The 15827-nt window shown below is 49.7% G+C and carries 12 protein-coding genes, 2 tRNA genes and 1 pseudogene; 7 read left to right on the forward strand and 8 right to left on the reverse strand.

Translation table 11 applies throughout. The annotated features are described in order from the left end of the window. Positions 1–212: 212 nt before the first annotated feature. From ybtP to ybtS, 4 genes are read left to right on the forward strand one after another with little or no spacing between them, the layout of a single operon-like run. Positions 213–1925, forward strand: coding sequence for a yersiniabactin ABC transporter ATP-binding/permease protein YbtP (gene ybtP / locus ACJHX3_RS00135; protein WP_069723317.1), 1713 nt, complete (start codon positions 213–215; stop codon positions 1923–1925). Then, positions 1912–3714, forward strand: a complete 1803-nt coding sequence (gene ybtQ, locus ACJHX3_RS00140; RefSeq protein ID WP_023286676.1) for a yersiniabactin ABC transporter ATP-binding/permease protein YbtQ — start codon at positions 1912–1914, stop codon at positions 3712–3714. Before ybtP ends, ybtQ begins: the two co-directional genes overlap by 14 nt. Further along, positions 3707–4987: a yersiniabactin-associated zinc MFS transporter YbtX gene (gene ybtX / locus ACJHX3_RS00145; RefSeq protein ID WP_001286279.1), complete on the forward strand. Its 1281-nt coding sequence runs from the start codon at positions 3707–3709 to the stop codon at positions 4985–4987. The genes ybtQ and ybtX overlap by 8 nt, the downstream gene beginning before the upstream one ends. 27 nt (positions 4988–5014) lie before the next feature. Next, positions 5015–6319, forward strand: a complete 1305-nt coding sequence (gene ybtS, locus ACJHX3_RS00150; RefSeq protein ID WP_000703034.1) for a yersiniabactin biosynthesis salicylate synthase Irp9/YbtS — start codon at positions 5015–5017, stop codon at positions 6317–6319. A gap of 193 nt (positions 6320–6512) precedes the next feature. Here the strand turns inward: ybtS and ACJHX3_RS00155 are convergent, their stop codons facing one another. From ACJHX3_RS00155 to mtfA, 3 genes are all read right to left on the reverse strand, one after another. Next, positions 6513–7775: a tyrosine-type recombinase/integrase gene (locus tag ACJHX3_RS00155; protein WP_000059620.1), complete on the reverse strand. Its 1263-nt coding sequence runs from the start codon at positions 7773–7775 to the stop codon at positions 6513–6515. Between the two features lie 161 nt (positions 7776–7936). Further along, positions 7937–8012 (reverse strand) — tRNA-Asn (locus ACJHX3_RS00160). Positions 8013–8112: 100 nt separating this feature from the next. Further along, positions 8113–8910 carry a DgsA anti-repressor MtfA gene (mtfA, locus tag ACJHX3_RS00165; RefSeq protein WP_001392298.1) on the reverse strand — a complete coding sequence of 266 codons (798 nt, stop codon included), beginning with the start codon at positions 8908–8910 and terminating at the stop codon, positions 8113–8115. Positions 8911–9003: 93 nt separating this feature from the next. On the opposite strand from mtfA, the gene ACJHX3_RS00170 reads away from it, so the two are divergent. After that, positions 9004–9093: transfer RNA gene (locus tag ACJHX3_RS00170), tRNA-Ser, on the forward strand. A 569-nt stretch (positions 9094–9662) separates the two neighbouring features. On the opposite strand, the pseudogene ACJHX3_RS00175 reads toward ACJHX3_RS00170, so the two are convergent. The 5 genes and pseudogenes from ACJHX3_RS00175 to hiuH form a co-directional block, all read right to left on the reverse strand. Further along, a pseudogene (locus tag ACJHX3_RS00175) lies at positions 9663–10193 on the reverse strand (cytochrome b). 343 nt (positions 10194–10536) lie between these two features. Next, on the reverse strand, positions 10537–11187 hold the full coding sequence (gene zinT, locus ACJHX3_RS00180) for a metal-binding protein ZinT (RefSeq protein WP_001007770.1): 651 nt from the start codon (positions 11185–11187) through the stop codon (positions 10537–10539). Between the two features lie 256 nt (positions 11188–11443). Next, positions 11444–12079 (reverse strand): protein-methionine-sulfoxide reductase heme-binding subunit MsrQ, encoded by a 636-nt coding sequence (msrQ, locus tag ACJHX3_RS00185; RefSeq protein WP_069722692.1) that lies wholly within the window; start codon positions 12077–12079, stop codon positions 11444–11446. Beyond that, positions 12080–13084 carry a protein-methionine-sulfoxide reductase catalytic subunit MsrP gene (msrP, locus tag ACJHX3_RS00190; protein WP_000740094.1) on the reverse strand — a complete coding sequence of 335 codons (1005 nt, stop codon included), beginning with the start codon at positions 13082–13084 and terminating at the stop codon, positions 12080–12082. Between the two features lie 108 nt (positions 13085–13192). After that, positions 13193–13606: a hydroxyisourate hydrolase gene (hiuH, locus tag ACJHX3_RS00195; RefSeq protein ID WP_000920127.1), complete on the reverse strand. Its 414-nt coding sequence runs from the start codon at positions 13604–13606 to the stop codon at positions 13193–13195. Between the two features lie 132 nt (positions 13607–13738). Between hiuH and hprR the strand changes: the two genes are divergently transcribed. Further along, positions 13739–14410, forward strand: a complete 672-nt coding sequence (gene hprR, locus ACJHX3_RS00200) for a response regulator transcription factor HprR (protein ID WP_001339045.1) — start codon at positions 13739–13741, stop codon at positions 14408–14410. Beyond that, a complete protein-coding gene (gene hprS / locus ACJHX3_RS00205; protein WP_000826766.1) occupies positions 14410–15768 on the forward strand; it encodes a two-component system sensor histidine kinase HprS in 1359 nt (452 codons plus the stop codon). Before hprR ends, hprS begins: the two co-directional genes overlap by 1 nt. Positions 15769–15827 lie beyond the last annotated feature (59 nt).

Below are 15827 nucleotides of genomic sequence, written 5' to 3' on the forward strand. Positions count from 1 at the left end.
AGAACCGAATGGGGTAGATGAGTTATTGATAATGGTTATTATTCACATTAATTCTCAGAACGCCACCCTGAATTGTCGTTTTTGGCGTCCGTAAAAATTCATCAGGAAATTCAGTTACTCCCATGTCATCTCAATCATCCAATACTGAATCGCTGTCCCGATTTCCTCTCTGGCAGGTGATTACACCGGTTCGCAGGAAGGTTATTTTAGCTATGGCGCTGGCGGGGCTGGCGGCATTAACCAGCCTGGGGGCGCTCCTTTTTCTAGCGTGGAGCCTGCGTGACATTCGCGCGACGCCTGACGCTATTCCGGCCTGGCCGCTGGGCGGCGTGATCGGCTGCGTGGTCTTAACTTTTGTTCTGCGCTTACAGGCGTTCAACACCTCTCATTACGCGGCTTTTCATCTGGAGAACATTCTGCGCAGCAGGTTAGCCCGTAAAGCATTGCAGCTTCCGCCTGGCGTGTTACAGCAAATGGGCAGCGGGTCAGTGGCGAAAGTGATGCTGGATGACGTGAAGTCGTTACATATTTTTGTGGCCGACAGCACGCCGCTCTATGCCCGCGCGATCATCATGCCGCTGGCGACAATCGTTATCTTGTTCTGGCTGGACTGGCGGCTGGCAATCGCGACGCTGGGGGTACTGGCGTTTGGATCGGTTGTTCTCGTGCTCGCCCGCCAGCGTTCGGAAGATATGGCTCAGCGTTATCATAAGGCGCGCGAGCAGGTTAGCGCGGCGGTGATTGAGTTCGTGCAGGCCATGCCCGTGGTGAGAACGTTTGATAGCGGCAGCACCAGTTTTTTGCGCTATCAACGAGCCCTTGAAGAGTGGGTCGATGTGCTCAAAACCTGGTATCGCAAAGCCGGTTTTTCAGCGCGTTTTTCCTTCTCGATTCTGAATCCTCTCCCGACCCTGTTTGTCCTGATCTGGTCGGGATACGGCCTGCTGCACTATGGCAGTTTCGATTTTATCGCGTGGGTGGCCGTTTTACTGCTGGGCAGCGGAATGGCCGAAGCCGTAATGCCAATGATGATGCTCAATAACCTGGTCGCGCAAACGCGTTTAAGCATTCAGCGTATTTATCAGGTTCTCGCGATGCCGGAGTTATCGCTGCCGCAGTCTGACCAGCAGCCGCAAGAGGCGAGCATTACCTTTGAGCAGGTGAGCTTTCATTATCCGCAAGCGCGTACTGGCGCCGCGTCGCAGGAGGTGAGCTTTCATGTGCCTGCCGGGCAAATTGTGGCGCTGGTCGGGCCAAGCGGCGCCGGAAAAAGCACCGTGGCGCGCTTGCTGCTGCGTTACGCCGACCCGGACAAAGGCCATATCCGTATTGGAGGCGTGGATCTGCGTGATATGCAGACGGACACCCTGATGAAGCAACTCTCGTTTGTGTCTCAGGACAACTTCCTTTTTGCCGACACGATAGCCAATAACATTCGTCTGGGCGCGCCGGATACGCCGCTGGAGGCGGTAATAGCGGCGGCCAGAGTGGCGCAGGCCCATGATTTTATTAGCGCTCTGCCAGAAGGTTACAACACACGAGTCGGGGAACGTGGGGTATTTCTCTCCGGCGGCCAGCGGCAGCGCATTACTATCGCCCGGGCGCTTTTGCAGGATCGCCCCATCCTGGTGCTCGATGAGGCGACGGCGTTTGCTGACCCGGAAAACGAAGCGGCGCTTATCAAGGCGCTCGCGGCGGCCATGCGTGGCCGGACGGTCATCATGGTCGCGCATCGTCTCTCAATGGTGACTCAGGCCGATGTGATATTGCTGTTTTCCGACGGACAGCTCAGGGAAATGGGGAACCATACGCAACTGTTGGCGCAGGGCGGCCTGTATCAACGGCTCTGGCAACACTATCAGCAGGCGCAGCATTGGGTGCCGGGTGGAACACAGGAAGAGGTGGTGGAAAATGAAAGACAATAATCCTGCGGATAACCTGGCCTGGCGCGTCAACTGGCGCCAGCTTATCTCCAGCGTTGGCAGTCAGGCCAGGATGCTGCGACGCAGTATGCTGGCGCTGTTGCTGGCGGCATTCATGCAGGGGATCGCCTTTGCCTGTCTTTATCCGATCATTGATGCGCTGTTACGGGGAGACGCGCCGCAACTTCTTAACTGGGCTATGGCCTTCAGCGTCGCCGCAATTGTGACGCTGGTGCTACGCTGGTATGGCCTGGGCTTTGAATACCGTGGTCATCTGGCGCAGGCCACCCATGAGTTGCGCCTGCAACTTGGCGAGCAGTTACGCCGCGTGCCGCTGGAGAAGCTCCAGCGCGGCAGGGCGGGTGAAATGAACGCCTTGCTGCTGGGCAGCGTGGATGAAAACCTCAATTATGTTATTGCGATAGCCAATATTTTGCTGCTCACCATTGTCACGCCGCTGACGGCGTCGCTGGCGACATTGTGGATAGACTGGCGGCTGGGGCTGGTGATGTTGCTGATCTTCCCTCTGCTGGTGCCGTTTTATTACTGGCGCCGCCCGGCGATGCGGCGACAAATGCAGACGCTGGGGGAAGCGCACCAGCGTCTGAGCGGCGATATCGTTGAATTTGCTCAGGGGATGATGGTATTGCGCACCTGCGGCAGCGATGCCGATAAAAGCCGGGCGCTGCTGGCGCATTTCAATGCGCTGGAAAACTTACAGACCCGCACTCACCGTCAGGGCGCTGGCGCGACGATGCTGATCGCCAGCGTCGTGGAGTTGGGCCTACAGGTGGTGGTGTTATCCGGGATCGTCTGGGTAGTGACGGGCACTCTGAACCTCGCCTTTTTGATTGCCGCCGTCGCGATGATTATGCGCTTCGCAGAACCGATGGCGATGTTTATCAGCTACACCTCGGTTGTGGAACTGATCGCCAGCGCCCTGCAACGGATTGAGCGGTTTATGGCGATAGCACCGCTTCCCGTCGCAGAGCAAAGCGAGATGCCGGAACGTTACGATATCCGCTTTGACAACGTCAGCTATCGCTACGAAGAAGGCGACGGCCACGCGCTTAATCATGTTTCTTTGACGTTCCCGGCAGCCAGTATGAGCGCGCTGGTGGGTGCCTCCGGCGCAGGCAAAACTACGGTCACCAAACTGTTAATGCGCTATGCCGATCCGCAGCAAGGGCAGATTTCTATTGGCGGCGTCGATATTCGCCGCCTGACGCCGGAACAGCTCAATAGCCTGATTTCTGTTGTTTTCCAGGATGTCTGGCTGTTTGATGACACGCTGCTGGCGAATATCCGTATCGCGCGCCCACAGGCGACGCGGCAGGAGGTAGAAGAGGCCGCCCGCGCGGCGCAGTGCCTTGAGTTTATTTCCCGTCTTCCGCAAGGCTGGCTGACGCCAATGGGAGAGATGGGCGGCCAGCTATCGGGCGGCGAGCGCCAGCGGATTTCCATTGCCAGAGCGTTATTGAAAAACGCGCCGGTCGTCATTCTCGATGAACCGACTGCCGCGCTGGATATTGAAAGCGAGCTGGCGGTGCAAAAAGCGATCGATAACCTGGTTCACAACCGGACGGTGATTATCATCGCTCACCGTTTATCCACCATCGCCGGGGCCGGAAACATTCTGGTGATGGAAGAGGGACAGGTGGTTGAGCAGGGTACTCATGCACAATTGCTCTCACATCATGGACGTTATCAGGCGCTGTGGCAGGCGCAAATGGCCGCGCGCGTGTGGCGCGACGACGGGGTTTCCGCGTCTGGAGAGTGGGTGCATGAGTGATGTTCAGTCGAATGTGAAACCGCTGACGTTGACGACCGGGCGGGTGATTTTTGCTATTGCCGGCGTCTATGTGACGCAGAGTCTGGTATCGGCGCTGTCTATGCAGTCCTTACCCGCGCTGGTGCGCGCTGCTGGCGGATCGCTGGCGCTTGCCGGTGCGACAACCCTGTTCATGCTGCCCTGGGCGCTGAAGTTTATTTGGGCGCCGTGGATCGAACGCTGGCGGCTTCCGCCCGGTAGCCAGGAACGCCGTTCGCGGATGTTAATCCTGCGTGGTCAGGTCGCGCTAGCGGCGATCCTGATGATTGCCGCAGCGATTGGCTGGTTTGGGCGAGAAGGAGGATTTCCCGATACGCAAATCGTCGCGTTATTTGTTCTGTTTATGGTGGCAGGCACGGTCGCTTCCACCATTGATATCGCCAGCGACGGCTTTTGCGTCGATCAACTGACTCGCGCGGGTTACGGCTGGGGAAACAGCGTGCAGGTCGGCGGCAGCTATCTGGGAATGATGTGCGGCGGCGGGGTGTTCCTAATGTTGTCGGCAGCATCCGGCTGGCCTGTCGCCATGCTGATGATGGCGATGCTGATTATGGCGCTGTCATTCCCGCTGTGGCGCATTACGGAGCCGACGCGAACAGCGCCTATCCCGCATGTTCCGGCGTTAGGTTATGCGCTAAGGAGGAAGCAGGCGCGCCTGGGCTTACTGCTGGTATTAATGCTGAATTCAGGTATGCGGTTTGTGCTGCCTCTTCTGGCGCCGCTGTTGTTGGATCATGGGTTGAGCATGTCTGCGTTGGGCGCGCTGTTCAGCGGCGGCAATATTGCAGCGGGCATAGCAGGAACGCTGGCCGGCGGATTACTGATGAAATACACCTCACCCGGCAGAGCGCTGTTGACGGCTTATGGCGTCCAGGGGATCGCGCTGCTGGCGGTGGTGATGACGTTCATGATGGCGCCGGGTCATCTGTTGCTGCCGATTCTCCAGTGTCTGGTCATTGTCCAGTCCATTTCGCTGGCCTGCGCGCTGGTCTGTCTTTACGCCACGCTGATGTCGCTTTCATCGCCTTTGCAGGCCGGTGTCGACTTCACCCTCTTTCAATGTACTGACGCGGCAATCGCCATCCTGGCTGGTGTTATCGGCGGCGTTGTTGCTCAACATTTTGGCTATGCGGCCTGCTTCCTGTTTGCCGGGGTATTCACGTTGCTGGCGGCGTGGGTTGCTTATATCCGGCTGCATTCGGCAAGAGAACTGATGACAAGCGCAATTGATTGATCCGGGAATAACACAGAGAGGTAAGGGATGAAAATCAGTGAATTTTTACACCTGGCGTTACCAGAGGAACAATGGCTGCCGACGATTTCTGGCGTTTTACGCCAGTTCGCAGAAGAAGAGTGTTATGTCTATGAGCGTCAACCCTGTTGGTATTTAGGCAAAGGGTGCCTGGCACGGTTGCACATTAATGCCGACGGAACGCAGGCGACATTTATTGATGATGCCGGGGAGCAACAATGGGCGGTGGATTCCATTACCGACTGCGCGCGTCGTTTTATGGCACATCCTCAGGTGAAAGGACGTCGGGTTTATGGACAGGTTGGGTTCAACTTTGCGGCGCATGCGCGGGGGATTGCCTTTAACGCCGGGGAGTGGCCGCTGCTGACGTTAACCGTTCCCCGTGAAGAACTTATTTTTGAAAAGGGAAATGTCACCGTTTATGCGGACTCCGCCGACGGGGGCCGACGTTTGTGTGAGTGGGTAAAAGAGGCCAGTACAACGACGCAGAACGCACCACTGGCGGTGGATACCGCCCTCAATGGCGAGGCGTATAAACAACAGGTTGCACGCGCCGTTGCGGAGATCCGCCGTGGCGAGTATGTCAAAGTGATTGTCTCGCGCGCTATTCCCCTGCCATCGCGGATTGATATGCCCGCCACGCTGTTATACGGGCGGCAGGCAAATACACCTGTGCGCTCGTTTATGTTCCGTCAGGAAGGACGCGAAGCGCTGGGCTTTAGCCCGGAACTGGTGATGTCAGTGACGGGCAATAAAGTGGTCACTGAACCGCTTGCGGGCACCCGCGATCGCATGGGAAACCCGGAGCATAATAAGGCGAAAGAGGCAGAACTGCTGCACGACAGTAAAGAGGTGCTTGAGCATATCCTTTCTGTCAAAGAAGCGATTGCTGAACTGGAGGCCGTTTGCCTGCCGGGCAGCGTGGTGGTTGAAGATTTAATGTCGGTTCGCCAGCGCGGCAGCGTTCAGCATCTGGGGTCCGGCGTGAGCGGTCAGCTTGCGGAAAACAAGGATGCCTGGGATGCGTTTACCGTGCTGTTTCCGTCGATTACCGCCTCAGGTATCCCTAAAAACGCTGCCCTGAACGCGATTATGCAAATTGAGAAGACGCCGCGAGAGCTCTATTCCGGCGCAATTCTGCTGCTGGACGATATGCGCTTCGATGCGGCGCTAGTTCTGCGTTCCGTATTTCAGGACAGCCAGCGCTGCTGGATACAAGCGGGGGCGGGAATCATCGCGCAATCTACACCGGAACGCGAACTGACGGAAACCCGGGAGAAATTAGCGAGCATTGCGCCCTATTTAATGGTGTAGGAGTAACTGTTTTCTAACCTCACAACCAGACTGTCCAAAGACAATTGAGTCGCTCTTTGATTCCTCTGTGACTCTATTGTCTTCTTTTTGGATAAAATAGGTGTTTTTCGTCATGAAGTTGATAAAAGTCTATATAGAACCACCTCCTGTAGAGGTGGTGGTAATTTGCCAGAGTGTGGGATTCGTTAGTATACTATGGGATAAACTTATTTTTACCAATTGTATAAGGCGGTGCATAAGATTCTCGGCATGCTTCCAGATAATCCGACCACCACTGCATCATCGCTTTGCGGGCTTCTAGGTGCTCTGCTTTATGAATATAAGCCATGCGCACGGTATTGCGCTCCTGATGACTCATCTGGCGTTCTACTGCGTCCTTTGCCCATAAACCCGATTCCATCAGCGCACTGCATGCCATTGCCCGGAAGCCGTGACCGCAGATATCCTTTTTCGTGTCGTAGCCCATCACCCGCAGTGCCTTATTGACCGTGTTTTCACACATTGGCTTATACGGGTTATGGTCGCCGGGGAAGATCAGTTCATTATTACCGGTGATATCCTTAATCTGTTTCAGAATGGCGATGGACTGTTCTGAGAGGGGGACGATATGCGACATTCGCATTTTGGCCCCGCGGCCGGAATAACGCACTCCAATAATGGGTTCTCGCGTCGCGGGTATCGTCCAGACTCGGTTTGTGAAATCAATCTCTGACCAGCGGGCGAAACGCAGTTCACTGGAGCGAATGAACACATGCAGCATCAGCAGGACGGCCAACCGCGTCAGTTCACGACCCTGATGATATGCCCCAATACGTTCAAGCAGTTCAGGCAGCCGCTCCAGTGGCAGGGCAGGATAGTGCCGTCTGACAGGAGGTGTGGTCACGCCGCCAAGATTTGCTGCCGGGTTCGTATCGATTAACCCCTGATGAACCGCATGGCGCATTATGTTACTCAGGTGCTGCCGCGTGCGGGACGCAACTTCCAGCAGACCTTTTTCCTCGATCCTTTTCAGCAGGTCAATGAAATGACGGGGTTTAAGTTCTGATACAGGCAGGTTGCCAATGACCGGAAAGATGTGATTGTTCAGGCTGGCAAGCAGACGGTCAGCGGTGTTCTGCGACCATTTCCGGTTACTTTTATGCCACGCCAGCGCCACGTTTTTAAAAACTTTATCCGGTGTTCGTGAGCCACGTTCAGCAGCCCGCTGCTGTACCGGGTTGATATTCAGCGCCAGCATTTTACGGACACCTTCACGCTGCTGTCGCGCATCAGAGAGGGAGACGGCAGGATAGGCACCCAGCGCAATGCGCGATTCTTTACCGTTAATACGGTACTTGAGATACCAGTGACGTGAGCCACCCGGCTTGACCAGCAGATACAGACCGTGGGAATCGGAGACTTTAAAGGGTTTATCAGAAGGTTTGAGAGTGCGGATTTTCGCGTCGGTAAGGGACATATGGGGGTCGCTCCATTATCGAACTAACCTGACCCCAGATTTGACCACCAATTTTTCCCGATGCGGAGGGTAAAATCAAAATGCACCGGGAAGAGTTTTCACGCTAACCTGTTGAACCAACATCATATAATGATTCGCAAGGATGCATGAAAACAGCAAATTGGCTCCTCTGACTGGACTCGAACCAGTGACATACGGATTAACAGTCCGCCGTTCTACCGACTGAACTACAGAGGAATCGTGTGAACGGGGCGAATATTACTTAGCGGTACCTTGTCTGTCAACACTAAATTTCATAAGTCATTTCAATTGGTTAATTAATCTGCAAAGTTGTTAATTAATGAACATTCGTCGCCGAAAACGAGTCTGTATCATTAGCGTGATGCAGTCTCTGCAAAGGATCTTGTTGATAAAATTGGCAGAAACGTTGCCACAATGAAGGGAAACGAGGAGCAAAAAGTTCTGGGGCGCTAAAGAAATATTCAGAAAGTACGGCAAAACATTCAGCAGGATCGCTGGCTGCATAAGCATCAATGCTCGCCGCATTCTCGCCAACCAATTCGATTTCTTCCTGAATGTTGTTCATTGCAGCATGAAGATCGTGTTCCCAGCCAGCAACCTCACGCAACGGAATAAAGGGAACTCCGCTGGCGCGATCGCCGTTACGGGTGTCCAGCTTATGAGCGACTTCATGAATAATCAGGTTAAAACCAGAAGCATCAAAAGAATCTTGTATATCCAACCAGTTCAAAACGATAGGCCCTTGCTGCCAGCTCTGACCTGACTGAACAATACGTTGGTTATGCACCAGACCGATATCGTCTTCCCATTCATCATCGACCACAAATGGCGCAGGATAAATTAAGACTTCATGAAAACCATCCAGCCATTCCAGTCCTAACTCCAGAACGGGTAGGCAAAATAGAAGTGCTATCCGGCAGCTTCTTAATGAATCCAGTTCAAAGCCCTGTAAAGGAACAAGCCGCTTTTGCTGTAAAAAACGTTCGGCAAGAGTGACTAATTTGCTTTGTTCCTGTTCCGTCAGACCCGTTAAAAGGGGGATCGATAGTGCTTCCTGCCAGGGAAGGGCAGTTTGATGTGCTGATTCTTGTACTTTCCAGGGCCACTTAATCATCGTTTTGCTCGCAAACTCGTCACTTGAACAAAATTGCACGGACAGGGACTGTTAAAATGCCAAATTTCCTGGCATCATGGCAACCATCTGAACGGAGAGATGCCGGAGCGGCTGAACGGACCGGTCTCGAAAACCGGAGTAGGGGCAACTCTACCGGGGGTTCAAATCCCCCTCTCTCCGCCACTTTATCAATGACTTATCTCCCGACTTCCCGCCTTGCTTTTCCTAAACAGAACAATCGTAGAATATTCTTGAAGGGTTAGATCGTCACTGTTTTCTGTTCGATACTGTGACATTCAGCACTTGATTCGCTATGGATCTGACAGGAAGCTTTCGAGCGAAAATGTGCAGTTATTCAGTCGTTTTCTTATCGCTCACCATTATTCTTTTAGACATTCATCCTATGAAACTGCCGCAAAGTTGGTGGTGGGAACTGAAGTTGCGTAGAGAAGGGGTCAATAATTGAGTCAAAAAAGGAACGCGGCCGTCAGATTAAAGCCGCGGGACAAAGTCCATAATTTCCAAGAGTTGTTGAATTTCCCAGCTTTTTTGAAAGCCTTTGTATCATACTAACAAGTAAAAAAGGTTTAAATACCAAAATTAACCTGTATTTTTGATAAGTCTTACCATTGTACGATTTACACAGTTTCTGCTCCTCCTTGTTGATAGTGGAAAGGGTGCATTGTGCACTTGCGTAAACATTTATGACGCGTTGATGTCCATGGTTCACATTTCCTTGTCAGGGGATCGACTTATTTGCGGCGAGGCATCATTCGTAACAGAGTATTATCTTTCTGAATGTAGTGATGAAAGAGTGCTGCGCCAGCGTGAGCTGCGATTAAAAAGTAGCCTATATTTGCCCAGGTTTCGTGAATATTTTTTATCAGTGCTTTAATTTCGCTGTTTGGGGTAACAAAGGGAGACACATTGAAACCAAGGAAACTCCACGATTTTCCACTGTAAGCCATCAAAGCAATCCCCAGCAGAGGAAGTGCAAGGAAGGTTATATAAAGCATGATGTGCATTAGCGAAGCCGCTTTCATTTGCCAGGCAGGTGGCGGTGGCACAATAGAAGGATCACTATAACGGTGTTTTATAATCAGGCGTGAAAACATTAACACTCAAACGAATATACCCGCATTGTAATGTATTTCTCGCATGAGCAGATAAGTACTACTACCTTTAGGAAACCAGCCACGGAGTTCCATCGCGGCATAGGTTATTGCAATGAAAAGCAGCGTTATCCAATGTAAATAAATTTGAGTTTTTGAGAATCGGTTCATTTTTGTAGCTCCTGTAATTTTCACAGTCAAGCTATCCCATGAACCTTAAAAATTCCTTATACAGATGTGGTTTTAAGAATTTGTTATTTAAAAAATTGATAGTGCACATTGTAACCAGCCAATATAAGCAATGGCGTGAGCACAGGTATCTTTCTCTGTTGGCCGTATTGTGTATGGAATCCGTTATTGGTTAACTCAATGCGGGTTAGCTTATTTAATATACAGACACGTCATAGTGATGAGCGTGTCTGTAGCTAGCTTGCGTTCAGTGGCGTTTGTGGATGGACCAGTGGTAGTTATGATGACTTACTAAAGCGGCATCGAGGCGTTATCATGAGAATACTCAATGAGACATCATTTCCTCGACCACTTCTTCGCTACTCAACTGATATGGATAATACGTTGGCCAGTTTTCCATTTCATTTAATAAAGATTGCTGTGAATCATTACCCATAAAAATGTGAAAATGAGATGATTTTCGTGGTGCAATTATATGATCGCTAAATTGTATATATTTAGGGGCTTTGCTTTCAGGATCTTTACATTCGAATAAGTAACGAACGCCTTTCTTACCTGATTTGTAAGTGAGTATTTTGTATCCATCGTAATCATATTTACAGGATGTTGTTTCATTATTTCTATGGAATTCAACAATGCCGTCCTCAATGCCAATCATCTCGATATCTGTCGCATAACCTTTGTGATAATAATCTTTAATTTCAGCAAATGTTTTGGTTTTATCTGCATCCGCTTTCTTCTGAAAGACGGGGCCAAGTTTGCCACTTTGCAGTAAAGGATAAACGGATTGCCAGACTCCATCCCAGTCACTGAGCGTTCGGTTTTGTACATTGGCATCATCAAAAACACCATTAGCAGCTTTTTGTTCGACCTCTGTTAAGGGTTTGCCGTGTGAGTGATGACCATGCGAAAAGGCAGGAGCGCTAACAATAAAGACACCTAAAGCAACAGCCAGTTTGTGAAGACGAATCGCCAAAACAGTTTCCTCCAGAGTCATTGTATATGATGTGTAATGTTATATTGTAACATATGACAAAATGCAACAACTCTTAGGAGATGAGAGCATAGTTTTCTCAGGTGTACTTATCTATCTTATTGAAATAAAATGAATTAGGTTGATAATTTGAGGTTGATGACAAACGAAACATAACCTGATGTGATCTGCGTAGGCCGGATAGGGCGCTCGCGCCGCATCCGGCAGGGATAACGCGTACTTTGTCGGCAATATGAAGTTATACAGATAATTTGTTGTGAACCTGCTTGCGTAACCGGTTAAAAAGGGAACGCAACTTCTTATACCGTAAGGCTAAAAGCAGTACAGCCAGCCCAGCGTAGATGAGCGGCTGCGGTGAAATAATCTTCACTGACCACAGATAATGTATTGGGGCCAGGATCGCGACAAGATAGACGAAATTATGCAACTGTTGCCAGTGCTTGCCGAGTTTTCGCTGCATCGCCTGGGTTGAAGTAAACGCTAAAGCAAGCAAAATAACCCAGCTGATAATTCCTAACGTTAAATAAGGCCGGGTAATTAACTCCTTACCTAATAACGCCAGATTATTCACGCCCAGCTCCAGCAATGCGTAACTGGTTAAATGCAGTGTCGCCCAGGCAAAGCACCATAAGCCTAACAGGCGGCGAGTGCGTATCAATAACGGCTGTTTTGCGTAGCGTGCCAGAGGTGTGATTAACAAGGTCGCCAGCAAAAATTTCAGTGCAGTGCGACCGGTAAAATGCTGAATATCTTTCACCGGATCGGCACCCAGTCCACCGTGATTGATCGCCCAGACCAGCCAGAGAAACGGCAACAATCCGGCAAGATGCAGGCTAACTTTCAGCCATGTCACCTGTTTTGATGTCAGACGCATTCAGAAATTCTCCCGCAAATCCAGGCCACGATACAGCGATGCCACCTGGTCGGCGTAACCATTAAACAGTAGCGTTGGCTGGCGCTGTACATCGAGGATGCCGCCTGAACCAATAAATCGTTCGGTAGCCTGTGACCAGCGCGGGTGATCAACATGCGGATTAACGTTGGCGTAAAAACCGTATTCGTCAGGCGCTGCCAGATTCCAGGTGGTTGGCGGACGCTCGCGGGTCAGCTTAATACTGACTATCGATTTAATCCCTTTAAAGCCATATTTCCACGGCACAATCAGTCGTACCGGCGCGCCATTTTGTGGCGGTAACGCCTTGCCATAAACACCCACGGTCATCAGTGTGAGCGGATGCATTGCTTCGTCGAGACGCAATCCTTCGACATAAGGATATTTCAGCCCGCCGCCGATAAAGCGGTCCTGCTGACCAGGCATCTGTTCCGGTGCATAAATTGTTTCGAAAGCGACATACTTCGCATTGCTGGTGGGTTCGGCAAGCGCCAGCAATTTGTGCAGCGGAAAACCAATCCACGGCACCACCATCGACCACGCTTCCACGCAGCGCATACGATAAATACGCTCTTCCAGCGGGAAGCGACGGGTTAAATCATCGTGATCGAGGGTCAATGGTTTTGCCACTTCGCCGCTGATTTTCAGTGTCCATGGATCGGTTTTCAGGCTACCAGCATTAGCGGCGGGATCGGCTTTATCCAGCCCGAATTCATAGAAGTTGTTATAGCCGGAAACTTTATCTGCTGGCGTCAGTGGCAGGTTATTTTGCCAGGCGGCAGGCTTGCTGAACTCCAGCGGTTTTCCGGCGGGGGCGGGTGGGCGATCGTTCCCTTTAAACCAGCTAAGCAGATCGGCATGCGCAGCGTGAGGCAAAGAAAGTGCAGCTGCGCTGATGCCCAGTGCTTTTAACACCTGCCGACGCTTCATAAAGAATACCGACTCGGCCGTAACATCTGATTCTTTTAAAAATTGATTCTTTTTCATAAGCCATCACACTTTTTTGTCGTTAGCCAGCAAGAGCCGTTTACTGTTAATCTGTCAGGGAGTGTCCTCCCTAACAGTAGCAGAGATCTGCTTTTACATATTTATGCTTTAACTGCCACGATAGGTTGAATACCCATATTGGCTAAGTAATAAAGGCACATGATAATGCTCGTTCACTTTATTAATATGAAATTCAACGGGGATCTCAGGGAAGAAACTTTCAAGATTTTGTTTCTTGAAATAGTCCCCGGTTTTAAATACGACACGGTAATCGCCAGTAGTCGCAGTTTGCTCGGGCCACAGTGCCTTAATTCGTCCATCCTTATCTGTTTTGGCGGTATTAAGTTGTAACCAGCCGTTATCCGCCTTCTTTTCAAGAGTGACTGTCACGTCAGCAGCGGGTTTTCCGGTTTGCTGGTTCAAAATGTGCACGCTAAGAATGTTTTGTTGTGCGGCATAAACCAAAGAAGGTAATGAAAATGCTGCCGTTGCTACCGAGAGTACTAAATAACGCTTTAACATGTTTATATCCTTGTCATGTGAATGAGTTTTGAGGATAGCGAAAAAGCGGCCAGGGTAACCTTACAGCAGCATTACAATTTTGTAATGAACCAGGCTGTTTCTATAACATATGATTTATGGCATATTATTTTCATGAAGATTTTACTTATTGAAGATAATCAAAGGACCCAGGAGTGGGTAACGCAGGGGCTTTCCGAAGCGGGTTATGTCATTGATGCCGTTTCTGATGGCAGAGATGGGCTTTATCTTGCGCTGAAGGATGATTATGCATTGATCATTCTGGATATTATGCTTCCGGGTATGGATGGCTGGCAGATCTTACAAACGTTAAGAACAGCAAAGCAAACCCCTGTTATTTGCCTTACTGCAAGGGATTCTGTCGATGACAGAGTCAGAGGGCTGGACAGTGGAGCAAATGATTATCTGGTAAAACCTTTTTCATTTTCTGAGTTGCTGGCAAGGGTTCGGGCACAATTAAGGCAACATCACGCTTTGAATTCAACATTAGAAATCAGTGGCTTAAGAATGGACTCTGTAAGTCAAAGTGTGAGCAGGGACAATATCAGTATTACACTGACGCGCAAGGAGTTTCAGTTACTTTGGCTACTGGCCTCCAGAGCTGGCGAAATTATACCCAGAACGGTTATTGCGAGTGAAATTTGGGGAATCAACTTTGATAGTGATACCAATACGGTGGATGTCGCCATTCGCAGGCTCCGCGCAAAAGTTGATGATCCTTTTCCTGAAAAGCTAATCGCCACAATCCGGGGGATGGGCTATTCATTCGTAGCGGTAAAAAAATAATGAAAAGATTATCTATAACCGTCCGTTTAACCTTGCTTTTTATATTGCTGCTGTCTGTTGCTGGCGCTGGAATTGTCTGGACTCTCTATAATGGCCTGGCAAGTGAGTTGAAATGGCGCGATGATACAACACTCATTAATCGGACAGCACAGATCAAGCAGTTGTTAATTGATGGGGTAAATCCAGATACGTTACCTGTATACTTTAACCGGATGATGGATGTTAGTCAGGATATCTTGATCATTCATGGTGATAGCATCAATAAAATTGTTAACCGGACAAATGTCAGTGATGACATGTTAAATAACATACCTGCTAGTGAGACAATCAGCGCAGCTGGCATTTACAGAAGCATTATTAATGATACTGAGATTGATGCTTTACGAATTAATATTGATGAAGTTTCGCCATCATTAACGGTTACTGTGGCTAAATTGGCTTCAGCCAGACATAACATGCTTGAACAGTATAAAATTAATAGCATTATAATTTGCATTGTCGCCATTGTACTTTGCTCAGTATTAAGTCCGCTGTTAATCAGAACGGGATTACGAGAGATCAAAAAGTTGAGTGGTGTAACGGAAGCGCTGAATTATAACGATAGCCGGGAGCCTGTTGAGGTTAGCGCATTACCGAGAGAACTAAAACCTCTTGGGCAGGCGTTGAATAAAATGCATCATGCTTTAGTCAAAGATTTTGAGCGTCTAAGTCAATTTGCTGACGATCTCGCTCATGAACTTAGAACGCCCATTAATGCATTACTGGGTCAGAATCAGGTTACGCTCAGTCAAACCAGAAGTATCGCTGAATATCAAAAAACAATTGCCGGTAACATTGAAGAGCTGGAAAATATTTCGCGGTTAACAGAGAACATACTGTTTCTTGCCCGGGCAGATAAAAACAATGTTTTGGTGAAACTGGACTCGCTTTCTCTCAATAAGGAAGTCGAAAATTTGTTGGATTATCTTGAATACCTTTCAGACGAGAAAGAGATTTGCTTTAAGGTCGAGTGCAATCAGCAAATCTTTGCGGATAAAATTTTACTGCAACGAATGTTATCGAATCTTATTGTTAATGCCATTAGATATTCACCAGAAAAATCGCGCATTCATATAACCAGTTTTCTTGATACCAACGGCTATCTTAATATTGATATCGCCAGTCCTGGAACGAAAATTAATGAGCCTGAAAAACTCTTCCGTAGATTTTGGCGGGGAGATAATTCGCGTCATTCCGAAGGTCAGGGACTTGGTCTTTCTTTAGTCAAAGCGATTGCCGAATTGCATGGGGGAAGTGCTACGTATCACTATTTTAATAAGCATAATGTGTTCCGAATTACGTTACCGCAAAGAAATTAACATAGGGCTTCAGTACGCCATAAATCAACCATGAAAAAACGCAGCCACGTCGTGAGTAT

This window comes from Escherichia sp. WS1265, from assembly GCF_046487585.1.
Lineage (GTDB): Bacteria > Pseudomonadota > Gammaproteobacteria > Enterobacterales > Enterobacteriaceae > Escherichia > Escherichia coli.

Excerpts from the sequence above, each read along its gene's own strand:
- msrP (WP_000740094.1), bottom strand. The coding sequence starts at position 13,084 with ATGAAAAAGAATCAATTTTTAAAAGAATCAGATGTTACGGCCGAGTCG.
- ACJHX3_RS00155 (WP_000059620.1), bottom strand. The coding sequence starts at position 7,775 with ATGTCCCTTACCGACGCGAAAATCCGCACTCTCAAACCTTCTGATAAA.
- ybtX (WP_001286279.1), top strand. The coding sequence starts at position 3,707 with ATGAGTGATGTTCAGTCGAATGTGAAACCGCTGACGTTGACGACCGGG.
- hprS (WP_000826766.1), top strand. The coding sequence starts at position 14,410 with ATGAAAAGATTATCTATAACCGTCCGTTTAACCTTGCTTTTTATATTG.
- msrQ (WP_069722692.1), bottom strand. The coding sequence starts at position 12,079 with ATGCGTCTGACATCAAAACAGGTGACATGGCTGAAAGTTAGCCTGCAT.
- ybtP (WP_069723317.1), top strand. The coding sequence starts at position 213 with ATGGCGCTGGCGGGGCTGGCGGCATTAACCAGCCTGGGGGCGCTCCTT.
- mtfA (WP_001392298.1), bottom strand. The coding sequence starts at position 8,910 with ATGATTAAGTGGCCCTGGAAAGTACAAGAATCAGCACATCAAACTGCC.
- ybtS (WP_000703034.1), top strand. The coding sequence starts at position 5,015 with ATGAAAATCAGTGAATTTTTACACCTGGCGTTACCAGAGGAACAATGG.
- ybtQ (WP_023286676.1), top strand. The coding sequence starts at position 1,912 with ATGAAAGACAATAATCCTGCGGATAACCTGGCCTGGCGCGTCAACTGG.
- hprR (WP_001339045.1), top strand. The coding sequence starts at position 13,739 with ATGAAGATTTTACTTATTGAAGATAATCAAAGGACCCAGGAGTGGGTA.
- hiuH (WP_000920127.1), bottom strand. The coding sequence starts at position 13,606 with ATGTTAAAGCGTTATTTAGTACTCTCGGTAGCAACGGCAGCATTTTCA.